The organism is Marinobacter alkalisoli (assembly GCF_045449855.1).
Lineage (GTDB): Bacteria > Pseudomonadota > Gammaproteobacteria > Pseudomonadales > Oleiphilaceae > Marinobacter.
Map to the genome: position 1 here is coordinate 1 of NZ_JBJJLC010000003.1, position 21,230 is coordinate 21,230.

22 protein-coding genes are annotated in these 21,230 nt (G+C 57.9%); 8 read left to right on the top strand and 14 right to left on the bottom strand.

The genetic code is table 11. The features are described 5' to 3' along the window. The first annotated feature begins 49 nt into the window (after positions 1 to 49). The 5 genes from htpG to ACJO5Y_RS00100 all read left to right on the top strand — a co-directional run bounded on the left by htpG (position 50) and on the right by ACJO5Y_RS00100 (position 6,753). The gene (gene htpG / locus ACJO5Y_RS00080; protein WP_406984136.1) at positions 50 to 1,942 is read left to right on the top strand and encodes a molecular chaperone HtpG; all 1,893 of its coding nucleotides are present in this window, start codon (positions 50 to 52) and stop codon (positions 1,940 to 1,942) included. A gap of 6 nt (positions 1,943 to 1,948) precedes the next feature. After that, positions 1,949 to 2,167, top strand: coding sequence for a DUF2835 domain-containing protein (locus ACJO5Y_RS00085; protein WP_406984138.1), 219 nt, complete (start codon positions 1,949 to 1,951; stop codon positions 2,165 to 2,167). 261 nt (positions 2,168 to 2,428) lie between these two features. Then, complete coding sequence (katG, locus tag ACJO5Y_RS00090; RefSeq protein ID WP_406984140.1) at positions 2,429 to 4,600, top strand: catalase/peroxidase HPI; 2,172 nt, start codon at positions 2,429 to 2,431, stop codon at positions 4,598 to 4,600. A 135-nt stretch (positions 4,601 to 4,735) separates the two neighbouring features. Continuing rightward, positions 4,736 to 5,701, top strand: a complete 966-nt coding sequence (locus ACJO5Y_RS00095; RefSeq protein WP_406984142.1) for a tRNA dihydrouridine synthase — start codon at positions 4,736 to 4,738, stop codon at positions 5,699 to 5,701. 80 nt (positions 5,702 to 5,781) lie between these two features. Next, the gene (locus ACJO5Y_RS00100) at positions 5,782 to 6,753 is read left to right on the top strand and encodes an MBL fold metallo-hydrolase (RefSeq protein WP_406984144.1); all 972 of its coding nucleotides are present in this window, start codon (positions 5,782 to 5,784) and stop codon (positions 6,751 to 6,753) included. Positions 6,754 to 6,786: 33 nt separating this feature from the next. Here ACJO5Y_RS00100 and ACJO5Y_RS00105 read toward each other — a convergent pair whose 3' ends face one another. After that, a complete protein-coding gene (locus ACJO5Y_RS00105; RefSeq protein WP_406984146.1) occupies positions 6,787 to 7,803 on the bottom strand; it encodes a class I fructose-bisphosphate aldolase in 1,017 nt (338 codons plus the stop codon). 166 nt (positions 7,804 to 7,969) lie between these two features. Here ACJO5Y_RS00105 and ACJO5Y_RS00110 point away from each other — a divergent pair, with 166 nt between their 5' ends. Next, positions 7,970 to 8,383 carry a MarR family winged helix-turn-helix transcriptional regulator gene (locus ACJO5Y_RS00110; RefSeq protein ID WP_406984148.1) on the top strand — a complete coding sequence of 138 codons (414 nt, stop codon included), beginning with the start codon at positions 7,970 to 7,972 and terminating at the stop codon, positions 8,381 to 8,383. Positions 8,384 to 8,406: 23 nt separating this feature from the next. After that, entirely contained in the window at positions 8,407 to 9,285 is an 879-nt protein-coding gene (locus tag ACJO5Y_RS00115; RefSeq protein WP_406984150.1) for an alpha/beta hydrolase family protein, read from the top strand. Between the two features lie 50 nt (positions 9,286 to 9,335). Here the strand turns inward: ACJO5Y_RS00115 and ACJO5Y_RS00120 are convergent, their stop codons facing one another. From ACJO5Y_RS00120 to ACJO5Y_RS00140, 5 genes are all read right to left on the bottom strand, one after another. Beyond that, the gene (locus tag ACJO5Y_RS00120) at positions 9,336 to 9,869 is read right to left on the bottom strand and encodes an SRPBCC family protein (protein WP_406984152.1); all 534 of its coding nucleotides are present in this window, start codon (positions 9,867 to 9,869) and stop codon (positions 9,336 to 9,338) included. After that, positions 9,844 to 10,206: an ArsR/SmtB family transcription factor gene (locus ACJO5Y_RS00125; protein WP_406984154.1), complete on the bottom strand. Its 363-nt coding sequence runs from the start codon at positions 10,204 to 10,206 to the stop codon at positions 9,844 to 9,846. The genes ACJO5Y_RS00120 and ACJO5Y_RS00125 overlap by 26 nt, the downstream gene beginning before the upstream one ends. 127 nt (positions 10,207 to 10,333) lie before the next feature. Next, complete coding sequence (locus ACJO5Y_RS00130; protein WP_406984156.1) at positions 10,334 to 11,392, bottom strand: quaternary amine ABC transporter ATP-binding protein; 1,059 nt, start codon at positions 11,390 to 11,392, stop codon at positions 10,334 to 10,336. Positions 11,393 to 11,403: 11 nt separating this feature from the next. After that, complete coding sequence (locus ACJO5Y_RS00135) at positions 11,404 to 12,438, bottom strand: ABC transporter permease (RefSeq protein ID WP_406984158.1); 1,035 nt, start codon at positions 12,436 to 12,438, stop codon at positions 11,404 to 11,406. Positions 12,439 to 12,544: 106 nt separating this feature from the next. After that, on the bottom strand, positions 12,545 to 13,510 hold the full coding sequence (locus ACJO5Y_RS00140) for an ABC transporter substrate-binding protein (RefSeq protein WP_406984159.1): 966 nt from the start codon (positions 13,508 to 13,510) through the stop codon (positions 12,545 to 12,547). Between the two features lie 229 nt (positions 13,511 to 13,739). Here ACJO5Y_RS00140 and ACJO5Y_RS00145 point away from each other — a divergent pair, with 229 nt between their 5' ends. Next, positions 13,740 to 14,498, top strand: coding sequence for a DUF2182 domain-containing protein (locus ACJO5Y_RS00145; protein ID WP_406984160.1), 759 nt, complete (start codon positions 13,740 to 13,742; stop codon positions 14,496 to 14,498). Between the two features lie 31 nt (positions 14,499 to 14,529). Here ACJO5Y_RS00145 and ACJO5Y_RS00150 read toward each other — a convergent pair whose 3' ends face one another. The 8 genes from ACJO5Y_RS00150 to ACJO5Y_RS00185 form a co-directional block, all read right to left on the bottom strand. Then, on the bottom strand, positions 14,530 to 15,333 hold the full coding sequence (locus tag ACJO5Y_RS00150) for a methyltransferase domain-containing protein (RefSeq protein WP_406984161.1): 804 nt from the start codon (positions 15,331 to 15,333) through the stop codon (positions 14,530 to 14,532). A gap of 28 nt (positions 15,334 to 15,361) precedes the next feature. Beyond that, positions 15,362 to 16,990 carry a tetratricopeptide repeat protein gene (locus ACJO5Y_RS00155; protein ID WP_406984162.1) on the bottom strand — a complete coding sequence of 543 codons (1,629 nt, stop codon included), beginning with the start codon at positions 16,988 to 16,990 and terminating at the stop codon, positions 15,362 to 15,364. Between the two features lie 199 nt (positions 16,991 to 17,189). Next, complete coding sequence (locus ACJO5Y_RS00160; RefSeq protein WP_406984163.1) at positions 17,190 to 17,879, bottom strand: methyltransferase; 690 nt, start codon at positions 17,877 to 17,879, stop codon at positions 17,190 to 17,192. A 42-nt stretch (positions 17,880 to 17,921) separates the two neighbouring features. Continuing rightward, positions 17,922 to 18,290 carry a DUF3703 domain-containing protein gene (locus ACJO5Y_RS00165; RefSeq protein WP_406984164.1) on the bottom strand — a complete coding sequence of 123 codons (369 nt, stop codon included), beginning with the start codon at positions 18,288 to 18,290 and terminating at the stop codon, positions 17,922 to 17,924. A gap of 48 nt (positions 18,291 to 18,338) precedes the next feature. After that, positions 18,339 to 19,046 (bottom strand): aspartate/glutamate racemase family protein, encoded by a 708-nt coding sequence (locus tag ACJO5Y_RS00170; protein WP_406984165.1) that lies wholly within the window; start codon positions 19,044 to 19,046, stop codon positions 18,339 to 18,341. 31 nt (positions 19,047 to 19,077) lie between these two features. Continuing rightward, positions 19,078 to 19,719, bottom strand: a complete 642-nt coding sequence (locus ACJO5Y_RS00175; RefSeq protein WP_406984166.1) for an MBL fold metallo-hydrolase — start codon at positions 19,717 to 19,719, stop codon at positions 19,078 to 19,080. Between the two features lie 67 nt (positions 19,720 to 19,786). Then, positions 19,787 to 20,185: a DUF4399 domain-containing protein gene (locus ACJO5Y_RS00180; RefSeq protein ID WP_406984485.1), complete on the bottom strand. Its 399-nt coding sequence runs from the start codon at positions 20,183 to 20,185 to the stop codon at positions 19,787 to 19,789. 299 nt (positions 20,186 to 20,484) lie between these two features. Further along, positions 20,485 to 21,216, bottom strand: coding sequence for a glucose 1-dehydrogenase (locus ACJO5Y_RS00185; protein ID WP_406984167.1), 732 nt, complete (start codon positions 21,214 to 21,216; stop codon positions 20,485 to 20,487). Positions 21,217 to 21,230: the final 14 nt, after the last annotated feature.

Consider the following 21,230-nt stretch of genomic DNA (forward strand, 5'->3'; position numbering starts at 1 on the left):
CCGCACTCGCTTCCCAGAACTGTCAGTTACCTGAGGAGAACGAAACGCCATGACGGTTGAGACGCAAAAAGAGACCCTGGGTTTTCAGACCGAAGTGAAACAGTTGCTTCACTTGATGATCCACTCTTTGTACTCCAATAAAGAAATTTTCCTTCGTGAGTTGATTTCCAACGCCTCAGACGCGGAAGACAAACTGCGTTTTGCGGCATTGAAGGACGACGGCCTGTACGAAGGCGATCCCGAACTGAAAATCCGCCTGGACTACGACCAGGAAAAGAACACCATCACCCTGACCGACAACGGCATCGGCATGACCCGTGATGACGTGGTCCAGAACCTCGGTACTATTGCTCGCTCCGGCACCGCCGAATTCCTGCAGCAGCTGTCGGGTGACGAGAAGAAAGACAGCAAGCTGATCGGTCAGTTTGGTGTCGGTTTCTATTCCGCGTTTATCGTGTCCGACAAGGTGGAAGTGTTTACCCGCCGTGCCGGCGCTGCGGCTGAAGAGGGTGTGCACTGGGAATCCAACGGCGATGGCGAGTTCACCATCGAGCAGGTTAATCGCGAAAACCGTGGTACCGAGATTGTCTTGCACCTGAAGTCCGACGCGAAGGAATTTGCTGACGGCTTCCGCCTGCGCGGCCTGGTGAAGAAGTATTCCGATCACATTTCCTTCCCGGTGGTGATGAAATCCGAGTCCGAGGAAGAGGAAGAAAAGGGCAAGGACGAAACCGTCAACGACGCCACCGCGTTGTGGACCCTGCCGCGTACCGAGATCAAGGACGAGGAGTACAAGGAATTCTACAAGCACATCGCCCACGATTTTGAAGACCCGCTGACCTGGTCCCACAACAAGGTGGAAGGCAAGCTGGACTACACCAGCCTGCTGTACATCCCGGCCCGTGCGCCGTTTGACCTGTACAACCGGGAAGCGCCCCGGGGTCTGAAGCTGTACGTGCAGCGCGTGTTCATCATGGACGACGCCGAGCAGTTCCTGCCGCTGTACCTGCGCTTTGCCAAGGGTGTGATTGATTCCAACGATCTGTCCCTGAACGTCTCCCGGGAAATCCTGCAGAACGACAGCACCGTTGAAAGCATCCGCACGGCGCTGACCAAGCGTGTGCTGGATATGCTGTCCAAGCTGGCGAAGAAGGATCCCGAACAGTACCAGAAGTTCTGGGGCGAGTTCGGCACCGTCATCAAGGAAGGCCCGGCGGAAGACTTCAGCAATCGCGAGAAGATTGCCGGCCTGCTGCGTTTTGCCACCACCCATACCGGTGAGCAGACCCAGAACGTGTCCCTGGATGACTACATCGGCCGCATGAAAGAAGGCCAGAAGAAGATCTACTACATCACTGCGGATAACTTCATGGCCGCCAAGAGCAGCCCGCACCTGGAAGTGTTCCGCAAGAAGGGCATTGAGGTGCTGATCCTGTCCGACCGCATCGACGAGTGGATGATGGGTTACCTCAACGAATACGACGGCAAGCAGTTCCAGGACGTAGCCCGCGGTGATCTGGATCTTGGCGAAGTGGAAACCGAGGAAGACAAGAAGCACAAGGAAGAGGCTGCCGAGGAGCATAAGGACCTGCTTGAGCGGATCAAGAAGGCTCTGGACGACCGGGTTCAGGACGTGCGGGTCACCAACCGTTTGACGGATTCACCGGCTTGCCTGGTGGTGGGTGACTTCGACATGGGTGCCCAGATGAAGAAGATCATGGAAGCCGCCGGCCAGAAAGTGCCGGACAGCAAGCCGATCTTCGAGATCAACGTGGACCACCCGCTGGTTCAGCGCCTGGAGAACGAGAAGGGCGATGAGCGCTTCGGCGAACTGTCCGCCGTACTGCTGGATCAGGCCACCCTGGCCAGCGGCGAGCAGCTGGCGGATCCCGGTGCTTATGTGACCCGTCTGAACCGTCTGTTGCTGGAACTGGCGAACTAAGAGCCTATGCAGCAGATCATTGTGGACATCAGCATCAGCCCTGATGAGTGGGTCAAGCTCTACCAGGGCGTGGCCACCGATGTTCACACCACGGCCCGGGACGGACGCTCTGTCCGCTTCCCGGCCCGTATCCTCTCCCGTTTCTATCTCCGCGATGGCGTTCGCGGCAGTTTCCGGATTCTGTTCGACGACGCCGGAAAGTTCTCCTCCATTGAAAGACTCTGAGCGGATCAGGTTTTTAATCTCCACCTTCCTCCCTCTTTTTCGATATACAAAATCTTTCACTCGATTGTTTTTAATTAATTGTTTCTTTGGTGGTGCCCGGAGTTAATCTGAAGGTGTCCTCGTTAGCGTAGGAAGTTTTTATAGGTATTCACTATTCAGACAGTAGGAAACATTCAAGCAGCCAACTGTGGTTGATCTATATTGAATGGTGCCCTTGACCAAATACGTTTTTTGCCAAAGTAGCAAAAGCAGGAGAGAACTATGAGTCAGAATAATGGTACTGGTGGTAAGTGCCCGGTTATGCACGGTAGTAGCACTTCGGCCAGCCAGAACAACACCAGTTGGTGGCCGGAAGCTCTGAATCTGGACATCCTTCACCAGCATGACCTCAAAGCCAACCCGATGGGAGAAGACTTTGACTACCGCGAGGAAGTCAAAAAGCTGGACTACGATGCCCTGAAGAAAGACCTGAATGCGTTGATGACAGACAGTCAGGAATGGTGGCCGGCAGACTGGGGGCATTATGGCGGCCTGATGATCCGTATGGCCTGGCACTCTGCAGGTACTTATCGTCTCGCCGATGGTCGTGGCGGCGGCGGTACCGGTAACCAGCGTTTTGCGCCGCTCGGTTCCTGGCCGGATAACGTGAATCTCGATAAGGCCCGCCGTCTTCTGTGGCCGATCAAGAAGAAGTATGGCAACAAACTGAGCTGGGCTGATCTGATGATTCTGGCCGGCAACATCGCTTACGAATCAATGGGCCTGAAAACCTTCGGTTTCTCCTTCGGTCGTGAAGATATCTGGCACCCGGAAAAAGACATCTACTGGGGTGCGGAAAAAGAATGGCTGGCTCCATCCGACACCCGTTACGAAGATGTGGAAAAGCCGGAAACCATGGAGAACCCGCTGGCTGCCGTGCAGATGGGCCTTATCTATGTGAACCCGGAAGGCGTCAACGGTAAGCCTGACCCGCTCAAGACAGCCGAGCAGGTGCGTGAAACCTTCGCCCGCATGGCGATGGATGATGAGGAAACCGCAGCGTTGACTGCCGGTGGTCACACAGTTGGTAAAACCCACGGTAATGGTGATGCCGAAACTCTCGGTTCCGAGCCGGAAGGGGCAGACGTTCACGAACAGGGGTTGGGCTGGTTCAACGCCAACCTGAAGGGTAAGGCTGCCAATGCCATTTCCTCGGGTCTCGAAGGCGCCTGGACAGCCAACCCGACCAAATTCGACATGGGCTATTTCGACATGCTGTTTGGCCATGAGTGGGAGCAGAAGAAGAGCCCGGCCGGCGCAAACCAGTGGGAGCCCATTGACATCAAGGAAGAGCACAAACCGGTTGACCCGACCGACCCATCCATTCGCCACAACCCAATGATGACCGACGCGGACATGGCGATGAAGATGGATCCCAAGTACCGGGCGATCTGCGAGAGGTTCATGGCGGACCCCGAGTACTTCAGGGACTGCTTTGCCCGGGCGTGGTTCAAACTGACCCACCGGGATATGGGGCCGAAGGCCCGTTACATCGGCCCGGAAGTGCCGGCCGAAGACCTGATCTGGCAGGATCCGGTTCCGCAAGGCGAGACCAACTACATCGAAGAAGTGGTCAAGGAGAAAATCGCTGAAGCCGGCCTGAGCATCAACGAGCTTGTCTGCACCGCCTGGGACAGCGCCCGCACCTTCCGGGGCTCCGATATGCGCGGTGGCGCCAACGGCGCCCGTATCCGCCTGGCTCCCCAGAAGGGCTGGGAAGGCAACGAGCCGGAGCGCCTCGCCAGGGTGCTGAAGGTCTACGAGAAGATCTCCGCCGAAACCGGCGCCAGTATCGCTGACGTGATCGTTCTGGGTGGTAACCTGGGTGTCGAGAAGGCGGCCAGCGCGGCTGGCCATGATGTTCATGTGCCTTTCCTCAAGGGGCGTGGTGATGCCACGGACGAACAGACCGACGCAGAATCCTTCGAGCCGCTGGAACCTCTGGCAGATGGTTTCCGTAACTGGCAGAAGAAGGAGTATGTGGTCAAGCCGGAGGAGATGCTTCTGGATCGTGCCCAACTGCTGGGTCTGACCGCACCGGAGATGACCGTATTGCTGGGTGGTATGCGGGTGCTGGGCACCAACCACGGTGGCACTGCCGACGGTGTGTTCACAGATCGCGTTGGCCAACTGACCAACGACTTCTTCGTGAACCTGACCGACATGGCAAACCGCTGGGAGCCCAAAGGTAAGAACTCGTACGACATTGTCGATCGCAAGAGCGGTAACACCCGGTTCACAGCGACCCGCGTTGACCTCGTGTTCGGTTCCAACTCCATCCTGCGTGCCTACGCTGAGCTGTATGCCCAGGACGACAACCAGGAGAAGTTCGTTAAGGACTTCGTTGCCGCCTGGACCAAGGTGATGAACGCCGATCGTTTCGACGTTAAATAACACCTGACCCCAAGCCGGGCATCCTGATAGTGGGATGCCCGGCTACCAACTTGTCGCCAAATTCCTTACAATCCGCTCCGCCTGATTTTTGATCAGCCGCACTCTGATTCTTTTCTCTCAGCTTCTGGAGCCTTCATGCGAATCATCCTTGCCCCGATGGAAGGGCTGGTCGACGCGCCTATCCGCGAAACCCTGACGAAAGTTGGCGGTATTGACCGGTGCGTGACCGAATTTATTCGCGTGACCCACGGTATGCTGCCGCCCAGAATCTTCTACAAGTTCGCTCCGGAGCTCCATAACCGGGCCCTCACCGAAGCCGGGACACCGGTAGCCGTCCAGCTATTGGGGTCGAACCCCGAGATGATGGGGCGTCACGGTGCGAAGGCTGTCGAGTTGGGGGCCGGGCAGGTGGATATAAACTTCGGTTGCCCGGCCAAAACCGTCAACAAACACAAAGGCGGTTGCGTGTTGATGCGGGAACCGGAGCTGATGCACGAGATCACCGCCGCCGTTCGCAAAGCGGTGCCAGCCGGAATAGCGGTGACCGCCAAGATGCGCCTGGGCTATGACGACCGCTCCATGGGCGTAGCCTGTGCGCAGGCACTGGAAGCTGCCGGTGCGGCGGAAATCGTGATTCATGCCCGCAGCAAGGTGGACGGCTACAAGCCACCCGCGTACTGGGAGGAGATCGCCAAAGCCCGGGAAGCGGTCAACACCCATGTGATTGCCAACGGTGAGATCTGGACCGTTGACGACTACTGGCGCTGCCGAGAAGTCTCCGGCTGTGAGGATGTGATGATCGGGCGCGGTCTGATTGCCCGACCGGACCTTGCCCGTAAGATCCGCGCCAGCCAACTGGGTGAATCCGTACCTGACATGACCTGGCCTGAAGCCGTAGCTCTGGTACAGGAATACGCCAATGCGTTGCAGGCGCGCCTGGAAGACAGATTCGTCACCGGTCGCATCAAACAATGGCTCAATTACCTCCGCCAGGGCTTCCGCGAGGCTGAAATCCTCTGGCCCGAGGCAAGAAAGATCCGCCAGGTTGAACCCATGCTGGCCTGCCTGCTGCAACCGGTTCCGGTTTCCCGCGCGGCCTGAATTACCCCCGTTTCTGTTTCCGATCCTTTCCTGCCGTCTACACTGGTATGAACGAGGTTTTATTTGCGGAGAGGGAAGCGATGAAACGTTTCGGATTGATAACCACACTGGCGGTCGGGCTGGCTCTTGGAGCACCCTGGGCGCTGGCAGAGGAGGCTGTCAGGATTACGCCCCTGGGCAGCCACGATGGTGAATTCTGCAGCCGTGACCGGGCCCTCGTGCTGGAAGATCCCAACGGCACCCGTATTCTGTACGATGCCGGGCGCACCGTGGCCGGCCCGGATGATCCCCGGCTCGGGGATATTGATGTAATCCTGGTGTCCCACATGCACGGCGATCATGTCGGCGATCAGCGAATACGTGAGACCAACGCCGGTAGCTGCGCATCGCCGGATACCTCCGTGGGCACCTTGCCGCAATCGAATACCGTCGACATTGCCGTGAAGAAGAGAGCGCGAATTGTTACCGGCAGCGAAATGCCCGCGTTCTTTGCGGCCAAGCTGAAAGAAGCCGGCGCGGATCCTGCCAACTCGGTGCTGGTCCGCTTTGGTGGTGAACGCGAAGAGGGTGGCGTGAAAATCACCACCGTTCCGGCTGTCCACAGCAATGGCGTGTCACCATCCTTCCTGACCGGGCCGCTGGCGGAACACCTGAAGGCTGCCGGCGTTGGCGCCAGCGTCGGGCCACCCACCGGTTACGTGCTCACTTTCAGCAATGGCCTGGTGGTTTACCTGTCCGGTGATACCGGCATTACTTCCGAACAGAAACTGGTGGTGAACGAGCATTACGGGGCTGAGCTGGTGGTGATGAATATCGGTGATACTTTCACCACCGGTCCGAAAGAGGCGGCTTATGTTATCAATGACCTGATTGGTCCGAAATCGGTGATTGCCTCCCACGCCAATGAAGCGGCCACCGAGGATGGCAAGGTGCGGGAGGGTACCCGCACAGCGACCTTTACGGAACTGGCCTCAGTGCCGGTACACGTGCCGTTGAGTGGCCGGACCATGGTATTCGATGGCAACGCCAACTGTTCGTCCGGTTGCCAGTAGTGGTCTGAACAGACAGCGGACAAGGGAGGGCGCTCAGCCCTCCATGTCCGGCGTGTAACTGCCGTTGCGTGCGGCGCCGTTGAGTTGTGCCCGTTTGTGCATTGCCTCCTGGGCCGCCGGACCGTTTTCAAGGCCTCCCGCCCATGCCTTCTGTGCCGGTTCCTGCAGGGCCCGACCGTAGGAAAAGCTCAGCGCCCATGGTTGGGGGCCGTGCTGGTTCAGGGCATTCAGGTTGCTGGTGGCTTCTTCCGGTGTCTGCCCGCCGGACAGGAACACAATCCCGGGAACGGCAGCTGGGACCACCCGGCGGAATATCTTCAGGGTCGCTTCCGCGACCTGTTCCGGACTGGCTTTGCTGGTGTGGGATTTTCCAGGGGTAACCATACTGGGTTTCAGCAGCATCCCCTCCAGCAGGACGCCATGCCGGTCCAGGGCATGGAATACCTCCCTCAGCACCGCCTCGTTGACCTCCGCACACCGTTCAATGGTGTGATGGCCGTCCATCAGCACTTCCGGTTCAACAATGGGTACCACGCCCAGTGACTGGCAAATGGCGGCGTAGCGGGCAAGCACTTCCGCATTGGCTTCGATGGCGAGGCGGCCCGGATTGGTGTCGGTAATGTGATAGACATCCCGCCATTTGGCAAAGCGGGCACCCTGATCGCGGTATCCCTGCAGGCGTTCTTCAAGGCCATCCAGACCGACGGTGATCTCATCGCCGGGCGCATTCACCAGAGGTATCTTGCCCTTGTCGACCTTGATGCCGGGCACTATCCCTTGGTTCTTCAGCAATTCGGGAATGGCGATATTGTCCAGGCTGTTCTGGCCAAGGGTTTCCTCATACAGGATGACCCCACTGATGTAATCCCCGAGGCCGGGGGTGGAAAAAATCAGGCTGCGGTACTCCCGCCGCTTGTCTTCGGTTGACTCGACACCAACGGCGCTAAAGCGTTTGGCGATAGTGGGGGCGCTTTCATCCGCAGCGAGAATGCCCTTGCCATCCTCAATCAACTCCGCGACGGTGTCTTCAAGTACCTGTTGCTGACCCATGTGTCCCTCCTTGTCCGACTTTGGTGCTGCATTGGTAGTGTGTGTCTTCCAATTGTAGACGGTCTGCCCGGCCTGATCTTACGAATTCCATCGGGTTGGCATTCGCTTGTCATTTAATTCACATGCGTAGTATATTTAGTTCACATGTGAATTAAGTGGCGAGAACATGGATAAACGGCTTTTCTACCTGCTCAACATCGCCCGACATCGGGTATACAAGCACGCCGACCAACGTAGCGAAGAGGCACTTGGCATTTCGGTTACCCAGATCGGGGCCTTGTTGCTGGTCGCCGGTGACGAAGGTTGCCTGCTGAAGGATCTGGCCCGCAGCCTGAACCTTAATAACTCCGCGCTTACCGGCCTGGCTGGCCGTATGGAACAAAAAGGGCTGCTGGAGCGCCGCCCCTGCGAGCAGGATGGGCGAGCCTCTCGTCTTTACCTCACCGAGCTCGGGCGCAGCAAGATCGACAGCGCCAAGCCCCTGATCACCGAACTGAACGAGCGCATGACCGAAGGGTTCACCGACGACGAAGTGGACGTAATCCTGAGGTTTCTGAATCGCCTCGTGAATGATTTCTGACACCAATAGCGAGGGAGCCAGATATGAGTGCCCACGAATCCGCACTGGACGTTGTTAACCGGCAAGACATACCACTGACCACCGACGGCGGCCATCGGATCAGCCTCCGCGTATTTCCTGCCGAGCCCGCCCGGTCGGTGGTGATTATTGCCGGTGCCATGGGGGTAAGTCAGAATTGCTATGAGAAGTTTGCACGATTCCTGTGCAGCCAGGGCTACACCGTTCTGACCTTTGACTACTTCGGCACGGGCGACTCTCTGCACACCCACCTGCGGGATTGCCCCACCAACGTAACGGGCTGGGGGAGCGAGGACTGCCATGCAGTGATCGAGTTTGCCCGCAGGCAGTACCCGGGCCAGCGCCTGCAGTGGATTGGCCATAGTGTCGGCGGGCAACTCCTGGGCATGACCCCCAACGTCAACCTGCTGGATAATGCCGTTACCGTGGCCGTTGGTAGTGGCTACTGGCGAGAGAATTCACCGCCCACCAAACGCATCGCATGGATACTGTGGTACTTCGTGGCACCTGCAACGCTGCGACTGCTCGGATACTACCCCGGAACCCGTCTCAGGCTGGTTGGCGATTTGCCTCCCAATGTCATGCGTCAGTGGCGGCGCTGGTGCCTCCACAAGGATTATGCCGTGGGCGTGGAAGGGGAAGGGCTGCGCGAGCAATTTGCCAATGTCACGGTGCCGATTACCGCGGTTTCTTTTACCGACGACGAAATGATGTCCGAACGTAACACCGAATCCATTCACAGCTTCTATTGCAATGCTCCGTTGACCATGAAAAGGATCGACCCGCGCGATGTGGGGGAAAGCCGGATTGGTCATTTGGGGTGGTTCCGGGAGCGTTACCGAGAGTCATTGTGGCGGGGAGTGCTATTGCCGCTGTTGAAATGAGTTGCGCTCCGCCTGTTTACTCCGGGCGGAGCGTGACTTCGAGAGCTCTATCAGGCGGACAGCCGCTGGCCGTACTCCTTTTTCAGTTTGGCGACGTTGTCCCAGAACGGCTCAGGATCGCTGCCTTCGAGCCGGGCCACCAATATATCCAGGTGGGCATGCCAGCCGGAACTGACTGAGAGCAGGGTGGCCTGGTCGGGCACGCGGTGATGGGTTATCGTCAGCATGACCTGGTTGCCCATGGGTTCCAGTTCAAAGGAAACGCCACCGGTTTCGCCCCAGGTGATGGCCAGCTTGCGGTGCATATCCAGATCCGTAATCCGGCCTTCCATCCGGTGCTCCCTGGAAGCCTCCGCTGGTCGTTGGCCCGGCGGGTTGGTCAGCTCATCATTACGCCAGACAAACTCGAAAGGCGTGTCCGCTTCCATTTCCATTTCGCCCGCCGCCAGCCACTGGCTGCGCAGTTCACTGTCGGTGAGATACGACCAGACACGCTCAACAGGGCCGGGTAGAAGGCGCTGAATTTTTAGCGTGGCCGGCTCGGTCAGTACGCCATAATCACTGGGGTTTTGATAGTCCGTCATGGGTTTTCTCCTTGTCGGGTGTGGTGTCAGCAGCCTCCTCCTGGTGAAGCAGCCGTTCCAGTACATCCAGGCGATCGTTCCAGAAGCCCTGGTAGAAACTCAGCCATTGGTGTGCGCTGGCCAACGGCCCGGGGTCCAGGTGGCAGACATGAGTGCGGCCACGCACCTCCCGGCGAATCAGCCCGGCGTTTTCCAGCACCTTGATGTGTTTCGAGGCAGCCGCCAGCGACATCTCGAAAGGCTCTGCAAGCTGACTGACCGAACGCTCCCCGCCAGAAAGCTCATGCAGAATCTGGCGGCGCGTGGAGTCACCAAGGGCGTGAAAGATAGAGTTCAATTGATGCGTATTTAATTCAACCATGAGGTTGAATATAGGGGTGCGGCTTATTAAAGTCAACCATTCGGTTGAATGTTTAATCGTTATGGAAATAAAGAAGATGCGGCGTTAACGGAGACCTGGTTGGTCAATACTGGGCCCGGTCGTTGCCCTCCGCGGCATCCGTGGGCACCAGTGCTTTCACCAGCTCTTTCATGTCGAGCACGCCCACCTGTTTGCCTTTGCGCATCACCCGGTAGGTGTGATTGGTGTCACCTTCGGACATGGCAATCACCGATTCCAGGTTATCCCGCTCGGAAATATCGCCGGCGCAGTCTTCCGGCGCTTCGGTTGTTTTTTCCATGATCGAGCGAACCCTGAGCACCCGGGCGCGGTTGATGTCGCTGATAAAATCGATGATGTAAGGATCGTTGGGGTGCATCAGAATGTCCTGGGGTTCGCCCTGCTGGACGACGTAGCCGTCCTTGAGGATCACCAGGTGGTCCGCCAGTTTCAGCGCTTCGTCCAGGTCATGGGTGATGAAAACAATGGTTTTTTCCAGCTCGGCCTGCAGTTCCAGTAGCAGGTCCTGCATGTCGGAGCGAATCAGCGGGTCGAGGGCGGAGAATGCCTCGTCCATCAGCATGACCGGTGAATTCGATGCCAGCGCACGGGCAATGCCCACCCGCTGCTGCATACCGCCGGACAACTGATGCGGGTACTGGTTCTCGTTGCCTTCCAGGCCCACACGGGCGAGCCATTTCTTGGCTTCAGCTTCAAAATCCTGAACCCTATAGCCGCGCACCAACAGAGCCATGCCAGCGTTCTCCAGCACGGTCTTGTGGGGGAGCAGGGCAAACTTCTGGAACACCATCGACATCCGTTCCCGCCGCAGCTTGCGCAGTTTGTTCTCGTCGAATTGCAGCACGTCTTCGCCGTCGACCTGAATTTCTCCAGCGGTTGGTTCTATCAGGCGGTTGAGATGGCGGATCAAGGTGGATTTGCCGGAGCCGGACAGACCCATGATGACGGTAATCTCGCCCTCGCGGATGTCCACGTTGATGTCCTGGAGGCCCAGCACATGGTTGTGCTTATTCAGCAACTCGGTCTTGCCCATGCCACGGCGAACGTAGGCAAGGGCAACGTCGGGGACGGGGCCGAAAATCTTGTACAGGTTCCGGATGGAAATCTTGATATTCCGATCCACAATTCGCTCCCTTACTGTTTCTGTGAGGCGTTAATACGTGCCAGCGAAGCTTTGGTCACCCGGTCGAGGATTACCGCCAGAATCACGATGCCAAGGCCCGCGACAAGTCCGACGCCAAGCTCCAGGTTGCGAATGCCCTGCAGCACCAGTACGCCAAGGCCCGGCGCCGATACCAGGGAAGCAATTACCACCATCGCCAGACTCATCATGATGGTCTGGTTCACCCCGGCCATGATGTTGGGCAGGGCGAGCGGAATCTGGACCTTGTAGAGCTTCTGCCGGCTGGTCATGCCGAACGCATCGGCGGCCTCGATTACATCCTTGTCCACCAGGCGAATGCCCAGGTTGGTGAGGCGGATCACCGGCACAATGGCGTAGAGGATGATGGCAATGCCGTACAGTTTGGATTCGGTTACGCTGAACAGGAAAATCAGCGGAATCAGGTAGACGAAGGGCGGCAGGGTCTGCAGCATGTCCAGCACCGGAATGGTCAGCCGCTGCATCATGTCGCTGCGGGACATGGCGATGCCTATGGGCACACCGAGAATCACGCACAGGAAGGCACAGACGAAAATGATGGCCAGTGTCTGCATGGCGTATTCGTAATAGTCGATAAACGCCAGTAAAGCCAGGCTGATCGCGACAAACACGACCAGCTTCCAGGATTTGGAAACCACGAACACCACCGCCAGCAGTATCGGGATCACGATCCACCAGGGCGTGTTGAGCATGCCGTAGAGAGCACCGTCCAGGAACCAGCTCAAGGGTTGGGTCAGCGGGTCGAGCACGATACTCATGTTATCCTTGACCGCCAGGAAGCCTTCCTCAAGGCCCTTGGTCAGATCCCTTGATTGTGGAAACGAGGCGCAGGATTCATTGAGCGCGTCCATGGAAGGAAAGGGCAGTTCCCAGAGGGAGTCCGGTTCGGCTTCGGTGCCCTTGGTTTTCTTCAGCAATTCCGCCATCGACAGGGGAGCGTCGCTTTTGTCTTCCGCGCACCAGTCTTCAAGTCCCAGTGACGAAAACAGGAAATCGTAGGTAGCCATCTAGGTTCATTTCCCCTGAATGTTCAGGATTATGGAGCCCGACAGGGTTGCCGGAAGCCGGAACGGACAGAGCCAGCGTTCCGGCTCTGTCCGTCAGGTCCGGTTATTATTCCAGTACAGCGGCGAGGCGTTCCCTCGCAGAGTCATTCAGCCAGCTGGACCACTCGTCACTGTTGTTGTTCAGGAAGTAAACCGCCGCCTCTTCAGCCGAGGCATTGCTCTCATCCATCCACGCCAGCAAGGCGCTCATGGTGTCGGTCTTGAAGGTCAGCTTACTGAGCATCTCGGCCACTTCCGGTTCGCGTTCCTTGAAGTCGGTGGTGACAGACGTCAGCACGGGCGCTGCCGGAAACTCCGAAACGCCGGGGTTATCGGCATCCTGAGTCTGGTTGCGGGTATGGATGTCGGGATCGTAATCCCCCAGCTCGACGCGGGTCATGTCAAACTTGCCGAGGGGAACGGTGGGGCCCCAATAGTAGCCGAACCACGGTTCTTCATCCTGCACGGCAGACGCCATGGACGAGGCCAGTGTTTCGCCGGACCCGTGGTTGAACACCTCAATGCCGGAGGATTCCAGATCAAGCGCCCGGATCAGGTTGTCACTGACCACACGGCAGCCCCAGCCGCTCGGGCAGTTGTTGAAGCGGTTGTCCACCAGCTCGGGGTTTGCCATGACGCCTTCGATGGTCGTCAGTTCCGGGTGCTTTTCCGCCAGATAGGTGGGAATCCACCAGCCTTCAACACCGCCGGGATCGAGCACTTTACCCAGGCGTTCGACCTTGCCCTGTTCTTCCAGCCGCAGGTAAGCCTCACCTGCGGAGTTCAGCCACAGCTCGGTAACAATGTCCGGCTCGCCATTCTCGGCAACGGACGTGACCGCCGGAACGGTATCGGATGGCACAACGGTGACATCGCAGCCGTAGCCCTGCTCCATGATGAACTTGGCAACGCTGGTCACCACAGTGTTGGAGGCCCAGTTCATTTCGGTGATGGTAACTTCACCGCAATCCGCCTGGGCGAGTGCGGGAACGGATAGTGCGCAAAGCATTGCAACAGACGTTAGCCTTCGCATGGTTGGTCCTCCTTATTGGGGTGGAGATTGCAGCAAAAAAGCCGCGGGCGAAGTCCGGATGACCTCGCTGGAAGTGAGAACTGCTTGTAAACCGACCGCTGAAATAGACCGAAAATAGGTTTACCCCTCGGTTAATACCTATACTCAAGAATAACGCTCCATACTTGAGTTACAAGTCTGTAATGGCAATTGATGTTAAATCCGGCCGCAAACCAGGAGGGAAAGGGCAGTGTCGTATGCTGACCAGGGTGTGGAGCGATTGCTTCACAAAGACCGAAGGGTCGTGCTGGCGCTACTGATTGCCGTGACCCTGGCCAGTTGGGCCTATCTGCTGGCCGGTGCCGGCATGGATATGTCGGCCATGGAGACAACCACCTGGTCGCCCGGCTACGCGGTGGTCATGTTTTTCATGTGGTGGATCATGATGATCGCCATGATGCTGCCGGGCGCCACCCCCATGATCCTGCTGTTTGCAAGCGTAAACCGCCGCCAGCGGGAGCAGGGCGGCCCCTACGTACCCACAACCCTGTTTACCGCAAGCTACCTGCTGGCCTGGGCCGGCTTCAGCCTGGCGGCCACCATATTGCACTGGGCCATCCATCAGGCCGGCCTGCTGGCGCACATGGCGGTAACCAGCGAACTTCTTGGCGCCGGAATACTGCTGACCGCGGGAGCCTATCAACTAACCCCCCTCAAGCAGGCCTGCCTGCGTCACTGCCGGATGCCTGCCATGTATATTGCGACCCACTGGCGACCGGGCCCCCGGGGAGCGTTTATCATGGGCCTGCAACACGGCGCGTTTTGTCTGGGTTGCTGCTGGGTGCTGATGCTGCTGCTTTTTGTTGGTGGCGTGATGAACCTTTACTGGATCGCCGGGCTGGCGATCTACGTGGTGCTTGAGAAAACCATCCCCGCCGGCAACTGGCTCGACTACGGGCTGGGTGTGATACTCATTGCCGTTGGGGGATGGTTGTTGGTGCAGACTTAGCCACGGCGGGTCTTGCTCTGGACCCGACGACTCAGGTCTTCGTCGCGGTGATGAAATGGACGGGCACCTTGAATTCCACAGCCCCGTGTGAGGTCAGAAATGGCTCCAGTTCCTTGCTCGCTTCCTGGACCACTGCCTCAATCGCACTCTCACCGAGCTTTATTCCCGCGAAGGGGAACCAGCCCCGGACATCCGAAAGCACCATGTTCCTGACGCTGTCAAAGTGCGCTGTGCCCTCGTGGGTGATAATCACCGGGGCCTGTATGCCCGCATCGTAGAACAGCTGGGAAAGCCGGCCTGTATCGCCCATCGAAAACGGGATCTGAAGTGTGTTGCCCACTCCCGGGTCGACAAGGCGCTCAAAGATGCTTGCCATGGTTGCGTAGGCCGGCAGTTTGTCGAGGGAATCGAAAACCGCCACCGCCAGGTGACCACGGGGCTTTAACACGCGTTTCATCTCCCGGAGCGCGATGTCCGGGGCGGAGAAGAGCATCAGCCCGAACTGGCTGACCACGGCATCGAACTGGTCGTCTTCATAGGGCAGCGCCTCGGCAGAGCCTTCGCGCCAGTCAATTCCCGGGGAGTTGCGCCTGGCCACCGCAAGCATGCCCGGATTGATGTCGACACCGGAGACGGCTCCGTTCTGACCGACACGTGCCGCAATCGTTCGGGCGAGTATGCCAGTGCCACATGCAACATCCAGTACGCGTTGGCCCGACCGGATTTCCGCGGCATCCGCCAGCCGGTCTGTCCACTGCTCGAATAATGCGGGGGCCAGCAACTGCTCGTAGGCTTCCGCCACCTTTTCGAGTTCCTGATCGCTTAAGTGACTCATGGAATGTCTCCTCTCATTCCGATGGATCCTAAGACTTACCCGCCAGCGTCTTTATTAGATTGATCGAGTCACGCTCGGTTCCCGGGGCGGCTTCCAGCAACCGACGGGACCACTGCGCGGCGGACTCGCTGTCCCCGGAAGCATCGGCCGCCCGGGCAGCCCCTTCCAGGGTGTGGTACCTTTGCGGCCAGGTGCGATTGGACTGTTCGTAAGCGGCCAGGGCTTCGCTCGGGCGATCCAGGGCAAGCAGCAGGTCGCCAAGCGCCTCATAGGGGGGGAGCAGGGCACCAGGCGTGACCGGATGCTTCTCCACCGTGGCTTCCATTTCCCCGGCATAACGCATCAGGTCGGCGGCACGTTCGGGGTCGCCCTTCGCCTTTGCGATCCAACCGGCAAGGATCAGGCGATCCACTTCAAGGTAGGTCGAGAACCGCTGATCGGCGGCGGAACTGGCACTTGCAACCAGTGCCGCTAACTTCTGCTCTGCCTCCCGGGCGGTTTCCAGATCCCCGGTGTGGACGGCGCCCAGCCCGCGGGCAAACCAGCTCAGGCCATCAGGCCACGGAAACTGGTCCCAGGCAATATAGTCCACAGCACGCGGGGTAATGGCGGCAGCCGCTTTCCAGTCCCGCGTTTCAACGGCCAGCCGTGCCGGGATGGAAGCCAGGTGATACGCACCGGGGAAATTCCCCTGGTGAGGGCCATTCGCCTGTGCGGTTTCCCAGACTTCCCTTGCAGCGTTGTCCTCCCCACGTTGGAGATGACCGTAGACCAAATAATCCAGGGCGTGGATGTAGTGGAACGACGTCGCGCCATCGACCTTGTGATCAACCGCTACGTCGGCAGACCGGTGATTCCATTCGATCACCCTTGGCCAGTCACCGAGCCGGACGTATATGTGTGAGGGCATATGCAGGGCATGGGGCACGTTGGGCGCAATTTCCCCATAAGACTTCACTATTTCAATGGCGTTGCCCGAGCGACCGTCGGCATCCGTGGCGTGAATGGTGTAATGCACCGCCCCCGGGTGAGTCGGTTCGGTTTCCCAGGCAGCACGCAGGATTTCTTCAGCTTCATTGTGCAGCGCTTTCCGGTCCTCGGCGGACAGTGCGAGAGTCAGGCGAGACAGCGCGTACAGTGTTGCGACGTTGAGATCTTCGGGGAAGGCCTGGTAGGCCTTGTCCATGCCCTCGATCCAGCCAGCCAGACGCTCCCGGAGCTGTTCGGTCTCGGGCTCGAAGAACGCCGCGGTGGCCTCAATCAGAAGCCGTTCCCGCCCATCCTCGACGGCTTCACGGGCCTTCTGGATCGCCTGGCGGCCCTGGGTGATATCCCCAGCGCTTGGCGTGGTGCCCCATAGCGGTTGGAACAGGGTTGTGGCGACACCCCAGTGAGCCATGGCACAGCCGGGATCGGCCTGGGTAATGGCCTCAAACTCGGCGCGTGCCTGGGTGTACATCATGTGATGCATCATCCCCAGCGCGTGATCAACATCAGCGCGCACATCGTCATTGCAGTTGGCCTGGAAATCAATCGTGCCGATAGCATCCCCGGCGTTCGCCGAATGCCCATTGTTCATGGATTGTTCATCTGCCGAAGCAGGAAGGGTAAGGCTCAGGGTAGCGGCAACAATCGCTATGCGAAACGTTGTGTTCATGACAGGACTCCAGTGGACCGTGGTGCTGGTGGAGCCGGCATGTCATACGCCGGTCAGCTACCGACAAAACACAGTCAGCAGTTGGCCCTGCATGCGCAGCTTGTAACTAAGAAATTACTCCTGTCGTGGTCGCTTTTCCAGAGGAATTGTGACGGTGGATTTTCAGGTCGAGTGATCTTATGCCTGACAAAAACCTGCGCTATACCTGCTTCGGCATTTCACCGTATATGCGTTTCATATCCGGAACCTCAGTCGCATGATAGTGCACCCATATATACAGATGGTTAAACGCAGCAACACACAGCGCGGCCAGTGAAGTCCACCAAAGGGCGGGAACCCATAGGAGGAGAAATCCATAGATATACATGCCATTACTGGTGAACCGGAAAATGCCTCTGCGCTCAAACGGCATGGGCCGGTAACGATTGTCGAAATGATCGATTCCAAACGCCCGCCTGAACCCAAAGTAGCGTTTCACTGAATAGAACAGATATAACGCAGGAAGCAGCAGAATCAAGGCGAGGATTTGCAGCGCGGTGGCATTGCCCGGCAACGTACCCTGGTTCGAAAGCGCGACCATAAAGACAGCAGCAACTCGCATAATGCCCAGGACTGAAAATCCAACGGCATACAAGGGAAACCCAAGCTTACCGAACATGCGCGTGAGCCAGGACGCATGTAACTGCGTTCTCCAGCAGAACCACACATACACCTGATGGGTTATCGCAATACCGATAGCGAACCAAAGCCAGAATGGCGTGGTGACTCCCCAATACTGCCCTGTATTGACGCCATGGTATCTGGTGACCAGCCACATTCCGGCGAGCAAGGCAGCCAGGAGCGCAACATGGAGCCACTGCCTTTCAAATATCAGCCGGGCATGGAGCATGATGTATTCACTCTGCCTGTCAGTGGGCCTGCCTGACCCAATTCATACCCCGGACCTGGCCTTTTGAATCAGCGCAGCCAATTCCGGTGCGATCGGCATTTTCCTGAACGGGCTGACATTGGCGCCACCCGTATTGCCCTGGGGGACTAGCCCAAACGCAGTTTTTGTCGCAGCGCCAACAATCCGCAAGACCTGACCGAGCGCTTCACGAACAGAGTGATTGCGAACGGCCCATACCAGCATCAACACATGAACCTTAACGTGCCAGTACGTGGATTCCTGCCCAATCACATGGGCCCGCTCCAGATGGGTAAACTCCTGCTGCGGGTTACCAACTGATCTGGCTTGCACGGCATCCGCCAGTTCTGCCTCGACGTAGGGGGCAATTCGTTGTGAAAAGCTGTGTGGCATAGTGGCTTCCTTCGGAATAGGCAATTGTTTATCCCGCTTGAAATGGGACTATTCGGACTGAACCTGAGTTCCCAAGGCAAGCTGGACAGCGTAATCCGCATGGATTTCCGTGGTGTCGTACAGCTTCACCGCTGTATCTGCCTCCTGAATCAGCAGCCCGATTTCGGTACAGCCCAATATCACCCCCTGGGCTCCGCTATCAGCCAGGGACGAAACCACTTCAAGGTACGCGGCCTTTGAGTCAGGGTTGATCACTCCCCGGCACAGCTCTTCATAAATAACGGAATGAACAACGTCTCTCTGGGCTTCGTCGGGCACGATAACGTTGATGCCACGCGCCTGGAGCCGTTCCCGGTAAAATGCCTGCTCCATCGTGAACCTTGTGCCAAGCAATCCCACGGACGTGACCCCGTCCTTGATGAGTGCATTGGCGGTGGCATCCGCGATATGGAGGAGGGGAATAGAGACAGCTTCTTCGATTTGGGGGGCAACCTTGTGCATGGTGTTGGTGCAAATGACGAGAAAATCCGCACCTGCGGATTCCACTGAGCGGGCTGCCGCGCCCAGAATCTCAGCCGTTGCGGCCCAATCGCCCTGATGCTGAAGCGCCTCAATTTCTGCAAAATCCACGCTGTAGAGAACAAGCCTGGCGGAATGCAGGCCACCCAGTTGCTCCCGCACTTTTTGATTGATTAACCGGTAATAGGTCTGGGTTGATTCCCAGCTCATCCCGCCGATCAGTCCGAGTGTTTTCATTCAGAACCTCCGTGTTAAACGTTTCCTGGTTTTACCCCTGAGCAATCAACTTTGCCAGGGCCCGGTCAACATGGCCACGCCAGTCAGTACGCTGTATTTCCTGAAAACCGGGATCGCCACCAAATGCACTGGAGAGCACGACATCCGGTTCCAGTTCCCGGAGGATTTTCAGACTCTCAATCAAAGTATCCCGATCACTGTAGCCAGGAATGAGCCCGGCTTGCCAGGTTCCATCTTTGCCCGGATACAGCGTGTCGCCTGTGAAAAGATAGCGTTTGCCATGAGGGGACTCCACAAGGAAGCACGTGCTTCCCGGGGTGTGTCCCGGGGTAGGGATCACTTCGACATTGCCCAGGTGAACTTCGCGCTTGTCGAATAGAATATCCGGAGTACAGATAGGGGCGAACTTGGCCAGTTCATTCTCATGGCCGCCCAACCTGGTGTTGAATCGCTCGCGAATCAGCTTCAGCGTTTCGCCCAACTCGTCCTGGTGACTCAGATACTGGTACGCCACGCCACCAAGCTCTGCCATGTTGTCTATTTCATGCCGATGGCTGGTGTTGTAAAAGAGCACGTTCCCATCATCCCGGGTGAGCAGGTAGGCATGGGTCGTCAGACCCGGGATGGGGTTCTCCGTCTCTGTTTGCCACAAATCAGGTTGTATCTGCTTCATGTCAAAATGCTCCTTGCCGTTGGTTCGGGCATCCCGCCGCCCGCGATTATCTGGCCCTGAATGTAGGTTATTCCACGGTAACCGTGATCTTTTCCGACATGACGGGTGGCTCGTGGGGCACGTGCATGTAGTCGCCCAATAGCAATTGCAGGGTATGTTCGCCCGGCTCTAATTCCAGCTCGGTACTGGTTTGGCCGCCGCCGAAGTGAATAACCTGATCCGTTGACGGCAACGGCGCATCCATGGGTGGCAGAGTGTCCAGATCGACCAAAAGATGGTGATGGCCGGTATTTTCCTTGTCGGTGCCTGCCTCGGCGACCTCCATACCTTCCAGGCCGAATTCCACAGTCACCGGACTGGTGACGGAGTCCCCGTCCCTTGGGCTAAGTATTGTGACCTCCGCGTTTGCCGGTGCACTCGCGCGTTCAGTGGACGGATTTTCGGTCGCTCCTTCGCTATCATCCATGGTCGCCTGGTCCTGCGCCATGGGTTCTTCTTCCTCACTGCTATCGGAACAGCCTTGCAGCAAAATGCCGGTGGTGAAAAGAATACTGATCAGCGAGATTTTCAACGGTGCATGCATGGCGAATCCCTCCTTGTGCCATCAATGGGTCGGGAAGAGCCAGCGCTTCAAATGACGACGGCTGGCCCATGTTTGATACTACAAGCAAGATAACAAAAAGCTAAAGATAAAAAACTGTGTGGTCAGGATCCAGTCACAAAGGCTTTGCCCTTCGCCGGCATGATTGAGAGTTCTGTAGTGGCCTATCGACCCCCGGCAACATCGAGCAGCGACCCGGTCACATACGAAGCCTCGTCGGATAGCAACCAGGCAATGGTATGGGCCACTTCTTCCGGTTGACCGCCGCGTTTGAGGGGAATGGAGGGCATCAGCCGTTCAACTCGGCCGGGTTCGCCGCCATCGGCGTGGATGTCGGTATGAATAAATCCGGGGCGGACGCCGTTTACACGAATCTTCCTCTCTGCCGCCTCGGTAGACAACCCCTTGGTCATCGCGTCCATGGCGGCCTTTGATGCCGCGTAATCCACGTATTCGAAAGGGGAGCCGGTACGGGCGGCGAGGGAAGACACGTTCACGATAGCGCCGCCGTCGGGCATCCGCCGCATGGCCTCGCGGCAGCAGAGGAAGCAACTGGTGACATTGGTGGTCATCACCCGGTTAAAGCGCTCGACGTCCATATCCATCAATCGCGATTGGGTAAACAACGCGCCAACGTTATTCACCAAAGCGGTTACCGGTCCAAACGCCTGCTCCGTGGCATCGAACAACGCGATGACGTCCGGCTCCTGGCTCACATCGGCCTGAAAGGCGAGGGCGGTTCCGCCGTCGGCGACAATCCCTGCTACCACCGCCTCAGCCTGCTCAACTCGGGAGCGGTAATTCACGCACACCGCGTAACCCTTCGATGCCAGCAGCTTTGCCGTGGCGGCTCCGATTCCGCGGCTGGCGCCGGTGATGATGGCTACGTGCTTCATGGGCGGCTTCCTCG